The 5,628-nt window shown below is 58.5% G+C and carries 4 protein-coding genes; all 4 read left to right on the forward strand.

Features of this window, described 5'->3' with window-relative positions:
- Positions 1–291 precede the first annotated feature (291 nt).
- The 4 genes from IGS55_RS27735 (at position 292) to IGS55_RS27750 (ending at position 5,360) form a co-directional block, all read left to right on the forward strand.
- Entirely contained in the window at positions 292–981 is a 690-nt protein-coding gene (locus IGS55_RS27735) for an acid phosphatase (RefSeq protein WP_230519554.1), read from the forward strand.
- Positions 982–1,043: 62 nt separating this feature from the next.
- On the forward strand, positions 1,044–2,522 hold the full coding sequence (locus IGS55_RS27740; RefSeq protein ID WP_230519555.1) for a DUF2868 domain-containing protein: 1,479 nt from the start codon (positions 1,044–1,046) through the stop codon (positions 2,520–2,522).
- The gene (locus tag IGS55_RS27745; RefSeq protein ID WP_230519556.1) at positions 2,519–4,009 is read left to right on the forward strand and encodes a DUF3482 domain-containing protein; all 1,491 of its coding nucleotides are present in this window, start codon (positions 2,519–2,521) and stop codon (positions 4,007–4,009) included. Before IGS55_RS27740 ends, IGS55_RS27745 begins: the two co-directional genes overlap by 4 nt.
- A 271-nt stretch (positions 4,010–4,280) precedes the next feature.
- Positions 4,281–5,360 carry a tartrate dehydrogenase gene (locus tag IGS55_RS27750; RefSeq protein WP_230519557.1) on the forward strand — a complete coding sequence of 360 codons (1,080 nt, stop codon included), beginning with the start codon at positions 4,281–4,283 and terminating at the stop codon, positions 5,358–5,360.
- The last annotated feature ends 268 nt before the right edge of the window (positions 5,361–5,628 follow it).

Below are 5,628 nucleotides of genomic sequence, written 5' to 3' on the forward strand. Positions count from 1 at the left end.
ACAGGACCGTGAAACAACTTTGCGCCGATGATAGTGCTGCAACCAGTGTGAAAGTAGGTTATCGTCAGGCTTGTTATGCGCAGTAGAGAAAAACCCCGCCGGATTCCGGCGGGGTTTTTTTTCGTCTGGCGGTTTGATACGCCGCGGGTGGTGTCGGCTTACGCTGCGCTAAGCCGACCTACGTCAGCCTTTGTCATTTATCACCACATGTTGTGCACGGCGAGCATCGTCATGTTCTCTTCATCTTGACACTGTACGATGACTTTCATCTCATCAAGTACATGTGCACCCATGCTGGCCAAGCTTAAACTCCTCAAAACTCCCAAAGGCATCGATAGCATCCTGATGCTGTCGGCCATGCTGATACTCTGGATCGGCAATTACAGCAACCTCGACCTCATGATCGCCGACAGTATGTTCGACGCGACGCGCGGGCAATTTTCCGGCGCTGACAGCGCGTGGGCGAGCAGTTTCAAACTCTGCATGATCTTGCTTGGCGCCGCCTTGATCGGCTTGGCCGTCTGGGACACCTTGCATCCGATGGCCTGGCTGGCATCACGCCGCAACGCCTTGCGCGTAGTAGCACTGTCGGCTATCTTCGTGCCATTAAGCATCTATTTGCTTTCGTCCTTCAGCGACGTGCCCTGTCCCACGGATTTGTTGCGCTATGGCGGACTGGAGCCGTATACGCGCCTGCTGGAAACGTTGCCGGCCAACGTATCTGCCATGGCATGCCTGCCCGCTACCCAGGCGAACACTGCCTGGTGGATGCTGGCCTTGCCATTGTTCTGTCTGCCTGGACGGCCACGCACGGCATTTTTGTTCGCCTGCACCATGCTGCTGTGCGGTTTGGCGGCAAGCTGGCAACAGCAGTTGCAAGGTACGCAATTTTTCACACACACTTTGTGGTCTGCCTGGATCGCTTCTTTCTTGATCTATCTGTTGCATCATTTGTGCCGGGCCGAGGACGCGTTGGCCTGAAACACGAAAGTACGTCACAATCTGCCTGTCGAGTTGTCGTTTCATACAAAAACAGGAGCACCATGAACGAGCAGATTGCGAGAGAAGTGGTATTGGTCCGTGCTATCGAGACGGCCGACCAGAAAAAAGAAGTCCTCAGCGAGGATGACCGCATGTATGCCAGCCGCAGCGCGCGTGAGCTTGCGCAGTGGCAAGCTTCGGGCAAGCAGGCCGAAGTGACCGGTGACGATTTCCTGCAGCAGCGTTCCGAGCTGATCATCAAGCGCATCACCGAGCGCACCCCCGCCTTCGCTGCCTTCGCGAAACGTCGCAACGGCATGAAGACCCTGGCGCTGGCCTTGCCATTGCTGGCCTTGCTGCTGGGCGCCGGGCTCGACCGCATCACGGATCCCCATCGCGTCGACTTGCTGTCTGCGCCCTTGTTGCTGATCATCGCCTGGAATGTGCTGGTCTACCTGGGTTTGCTGATCTGGCTATGCATCCCCTCGCACTCGCTGGGCTGGCCGAAAGCGGGACTGGTGCGCCACCTGAGCGTGGGGCGCCTGGCCCTGCCGCGCAAACTGCCGCACGCCTTGTCTTCAGGTTTGCTCAGTTTCATGGGGGAATGGGCGCACTTGAGCGCCAAGCTGACGGCCGCGCGCCTGAGCCGTACCATCCACCTGAGCGCCGCCATGTTTGCCATCGGCGCCGTTGCCTCACTCTATGCGCGCGGCTTTCTGTCGCAATATGCGGCCGGCTGGGAAAGCACCTTTTTGAATCCCGGCCAAGTGCACAGCCTGCTTTCGACCTTGTTTGCACCGGCTATTGCCCTGTTTCATTTGCAAGGCTTTTCGCTGGCGGAAATCGAGGCGTTGCGCTTCCCGCAAACGACAACCATCGAAGGTGGCGCGCGCTGGGTGCATTTGTATGCGGTAACCATCTTCCTGTTGGTCGTCGTTCCCCGCCTGATATTTGCTTTGGTCAACAATTGGCGCGCCGCACGCCTGGCCAGGCACTTCCCGCTGGATCTCGATCAGCCGTATTTCCGCAAGCTTAATGAAAGCATCGGCGTGGCCACGGGCGGCATGCTGCGCGTCTTGCCGTACAGCTTTACTGTCGACGAAGCACGCCACATGGGATTGGGTCAGCTGTCCATCATGCTGTTCGGCGAGCAGGGGCGCATGATGCTGCGTCCATCGATGTCGTATGGCGAAGAGCCGCAGGAAGTCTTGCGCGGCACCGACTTGAATGATCCGCAAGTCAATATCACGGCCGTACTGTTCAATCTGACGGCGACGCCTGAAAAGGAAAATCATGGCGCCTTCCTCGATTATCTGGTGCAATCGTCGGCACGCGGCATCGCCGTCCTGATCGACGAGTCCAGCTACCTGGAGCGCGCCGGCGAGCAGGCGGACAATGCCGCCCGTTTGGCGGAAAGAGTCGCCTTGTGGCAGCAGTTCTGCCAGTTCCATAAAACCACGGCCACCCTGGTCAATTTGCTCAATCCTGCCTTGCACCCGCTCGATGCCGGTGTCGGCTTGAAAATATCGGCAGCAGCATGAGTGTGAATGTGAATAAAGATGTGCAGGATGATGCCGTGCAGATTCAGTTTGCGCTGATTTCGCACACGAATAATGGCAAGACGACGCTGGCGCGCACCCTGGTGGGCGTGGATGTGGGAGAAGTGCGCGACGCCGCCCACGTGACCGTGTTTGCCGAATCGCATACCTTGCTGGCCACGCCGCAGGGTGATGCCCTGCAACTGTGGGACACGCCAGGTTTTGGCGACTCCGTGCGCTTGCTCAAACGCTTGGGACAGTCGGGCAATCCCATCGGCTGGTTTCTGCGCGAAGTGCTGGATCGTTACCGCGACCGCCCGTTCTGGCTCAGCCAGCAAGCGCTGCGCACGGCCAAGGACGCGGCCGACGTGGTGCTGTACCTGGTCAATTCATCGGAACATCCCAAGGATGCCGGTTACTTGCCGGCGGAAATGAAAATCCTCGAATGGCTGGGCAAGCCGGTAGTGGTCTTGCTCAATCAGATGGGACCGCCACGTCCGGGCAATGAAGAACACAGCGAGCAGGTGCGCTGGCGCGAGCATTTGCAGCAATATCCTATTGTGCGCGACGTTTTGGCGCTCGATGCCTTTGCCCGCTGCTGGGTACATGAGCGCGTGTTTTACGAAGCCGTGGGCAAGTTGCTGCCGCAATCGCAGCAAGCCGGCTATGCGCGCCTGTTTGCTACCTGGCAATCGCAGAATACGACGCGTTTCCAGCAGGCCATGCACTTGCTGGCCATGCAGCTGGCCGTGGCCGCCCAGGATTGCGAGGCCATCGAGCCGGCGTCCAAGGGTTTGCTGAAATCGGCCTTGCAAGTCGTGGGTATCGGCAAGAATGCAGAGCAGCAACGCCAGGAAAAGGCGATGACGGGCCTGGTGGCGCGGCTCAATACGCATAACGGCGTGACCACGCGTGAACTGCTGATCTTGCACAAACTCGACCCGACCGATGCGCATAAGATCAATAGCCGGATACGGGAAAATTTCGCCGTGCGCGCGCCGATCGACAAGGCCCAAGCGGGGCTATTGGGCGCCATGATTTCCGGTGCGGCAACGGGATTGTCGGCCGACCTGATTTCCGGCGGCTTGACGCTGGGCACGGGCGCCTTGCTTGGCGGCGTGGTCGGTGCACTGACGTTTGCGGGCGCAGCCTGGGGCTTTAATTCCGGCACGGACCGCAACGAGCCCACGATGCAATTTACCGATGCCTTCCTGCGTACCCTGGTGGTGGCGGGCGTGCTGCGTTACCTGGCCGTGGCGCACTTTGGCCGTGGCCGCGGCAATTTTGTGGAAAGCGAAGCGCCCGCCTTCTGGCAGGATGAAGTCGAGCAAGCCGTGTCACGCCATGAGGGCGCGTTGGCCGAGTTGTGGAAAGACGCGCGCCGGGAAAAATCACCCGAGCAGGCTGCCGAGCGGGTCGCCCCCGTGATTGCCGCCATCACCTCCGATACCCTGGCCCGCCTGTATCCGGATGTGCCGCGCCTCGTGTAGGCATCAGGTCTTATCAGGCACGGGCCTGCAGCTATTGTTGCAGGAATTTCGAGCCGGCTCTGACCTTGGGCGGCCCGTCGACCTTCGTTTCCAGTCCGTGCGGCCCTTGCTGTTCCCAGCGTCGCCCATCCTGGTCGCGTTCGCGGATGACGATGCAGTCATGCTCACGCAATGTAGATACAAGGTAGATACAAGGGTTATGAATTCCCTGATTGTATTCTGATGCGGCGCCAGTATCATCAACGCATCCATTTATCCACAGGAGAATGTCATGCCCACACACAGAATCGCAGTTATCGCCGGCGACGGCATAGGCAATGAAGTCATGCCGGAAGGGCTGCGTGTTGTCGAGGCCGCTGCGCGCCGTTTCAATATCGACCTGCAGTTCACGACCATGGGGTGGGCCAATTGCGACTATTACCTCGAGCATGGACAAATGATGCCCTCGGACTGGTTTGCGCAGCTCAAGGATTTTGACGCCATCTATTTTGGCGCCGTGGGCTGGCCGGACAAGGTGCCTGACCATATCTCGCTGTGGGGCTCATTACTGAAGTTCCGGCGTGAATTCGATGAATACGTCAATTTGCGTCCCGTGCGCTTGATGCCGGGCGTGCCGTGTCCGCTGGCAAATAAACGGCCTGGTGATATCGACTTTTATGTCGTGCGTGAAAACACGGAAGGAGAATATTCCTCCGTGGGCGGGCGCATGTTCGAAGGGACGGAGCGCGAAGCGGTGCTGCAGGAATCCGTGTTTACGCGCAAGGGCGTCGACCGTATCCTGAAGTATGCGTTTGAGCTGGCGCAAAGCCGGCCCAAGAAACACCTGACGTCGGCGACCAAGTCGAATGGTATCGCCATCAGCATGCCGTATTGGGATGAGCGAGTGGAAGCGATGGGGCCGAGCTTTCCCGATGTCCGCTGGGACAAATACCATATCGACATCCTGGCGGCCCGTTTCGTGCTCAGCCCCGAACGTTTCGACGTGGTGGTGGCGTCGAACCTGTTTGGCGATATCTTGTCCGACCTGGGGCCCGCATGCACGGGCACGATCGCCATCGCACCATCGGCCAATATCAATCCGGAGCGCACGTTCCCCTCTGTCTTTGAGCCGGTACACGGTTCCGCACCCGATATCTATGGCCAGAATATCGCCAACCCCATCGGCATGATCTGGTCGGGCGCCATGATGCTCGATTTTCTTGGCAATGGCGACGTCCATTGCACGGCGGCGCATGACGCGATTGTGTGCGCCATTGAACAGGTGCTCGAGCATGGTCCACGTACGCCGGACATGGGCGGCAGCGCCAGTACGACCGAGGTGGGCATGGCGGTGGCTGAATTGCTGAAATAAAGCTTGCCGCCCGTGGGCGGCTTTGCTATAGTTCGCCTCCCCAATGAGACGCAGTCAAATGCGGCTTTGAGGATCACCGGAAACGGCGATGAGTAGTAAAAGAAGGAGTTGACGATTGTGCTGAAATGCTTCATACTCTTCCTTCTTCGCAGCTGACAAACACAACGCTTTGTCGATAGCGCGAGAGCAGTACCGAATACAGTTCTTTAACAATTAACAGTCGATAAGTGTGGGCATTTGATGTAAGTGCAGCAGTGATCTTCGGATC

The organism is Janthinobacterium sp. EB271-G4-3-2 (assembly GCF_020858035.1).
Classification (GTDB): domain Bacteria; phylum Pseudomonadota; class Gammaproteobacteria; order Burkholderiales; family Burkholderiaceae_D; genus Janthinobacterium; species Janthinobacterium aestuarii.

What these genes read in the sequence shown, in the direction of transcription:
- IGS55_RS27735 (WP_230519554.1), top strand. Translation starts at nt 292, where the DNA reads ATGCTGGCCAAGCTTAAACTCCTCAAAACTCCCAAAGGCATCGATAGC.
- IGS55_RS27740 (WP_230519555.1), top strand. Translation starts at nt 1,044, where the DNA reads ATGAACGAGCAGATTGCGAGAGAAGTGGTATTGGTCCGTGCTATCGAG.
- IGS55_RS27745 (WP_230519556.1), top strand. Translation starts at nt 2,519, where the DNA reads ATGAGTGTGAATGTGAATAAAGATGTGCAGGATGATGCCGTGCAGATT.
- IGS55_RS27750 (WP_230519557.1), top strand. Translation starts at nt 4,281, where the DNA reads ATGCCCACACACAGAATCGCAGTTATCGCCGGCGACGGCATAGGCAAT.